The following is a 324-nucleotide window of genomic DNA, read 5'->3' as shown; positions in this document are numbered from 1 at the left end:
TCGTGAGATAATTACGCATTTTCTCAGGTACATCAAGAGCTGATTGAAGTTCTCCCTTTAAAAAAGAACACCCTTCTTCATAACTACATAGGATTGGATTTGCTTTCTCCCATGCTTCTGGATTCGTAATCTCATCATCCTTATCTAATTCATTAACCATGACAAAATATTCTTCGTTTTCAATATCAATATTGGGGTCCAAAATCTTAGAAACATATTGATACTCCACACGATAGCAAGGATGGCTCAAGTTGAAACCAGCTGTTGTAATAATCATCATGAGTGGATTCGGACGAGCACCTGAACCTGACACCAGAACATCAT

1 pseudogene is annotated in these 324 nt (G+C 37.7%); it reads right to left on the bottom strand.

The features are described 5' to 3' along the window. Nucleotides 1–324, bottom strand: a pseudogene (locus tag ACODS7_RS32910) (terminase large subunit); the annotation flags it as partial.

It is taken from the genome of Bacillus sp. FG16, assembly GCF_057809515.1.
This window is presented reverse-complemented; position numbering and strand designations above follow the sequence as displayed.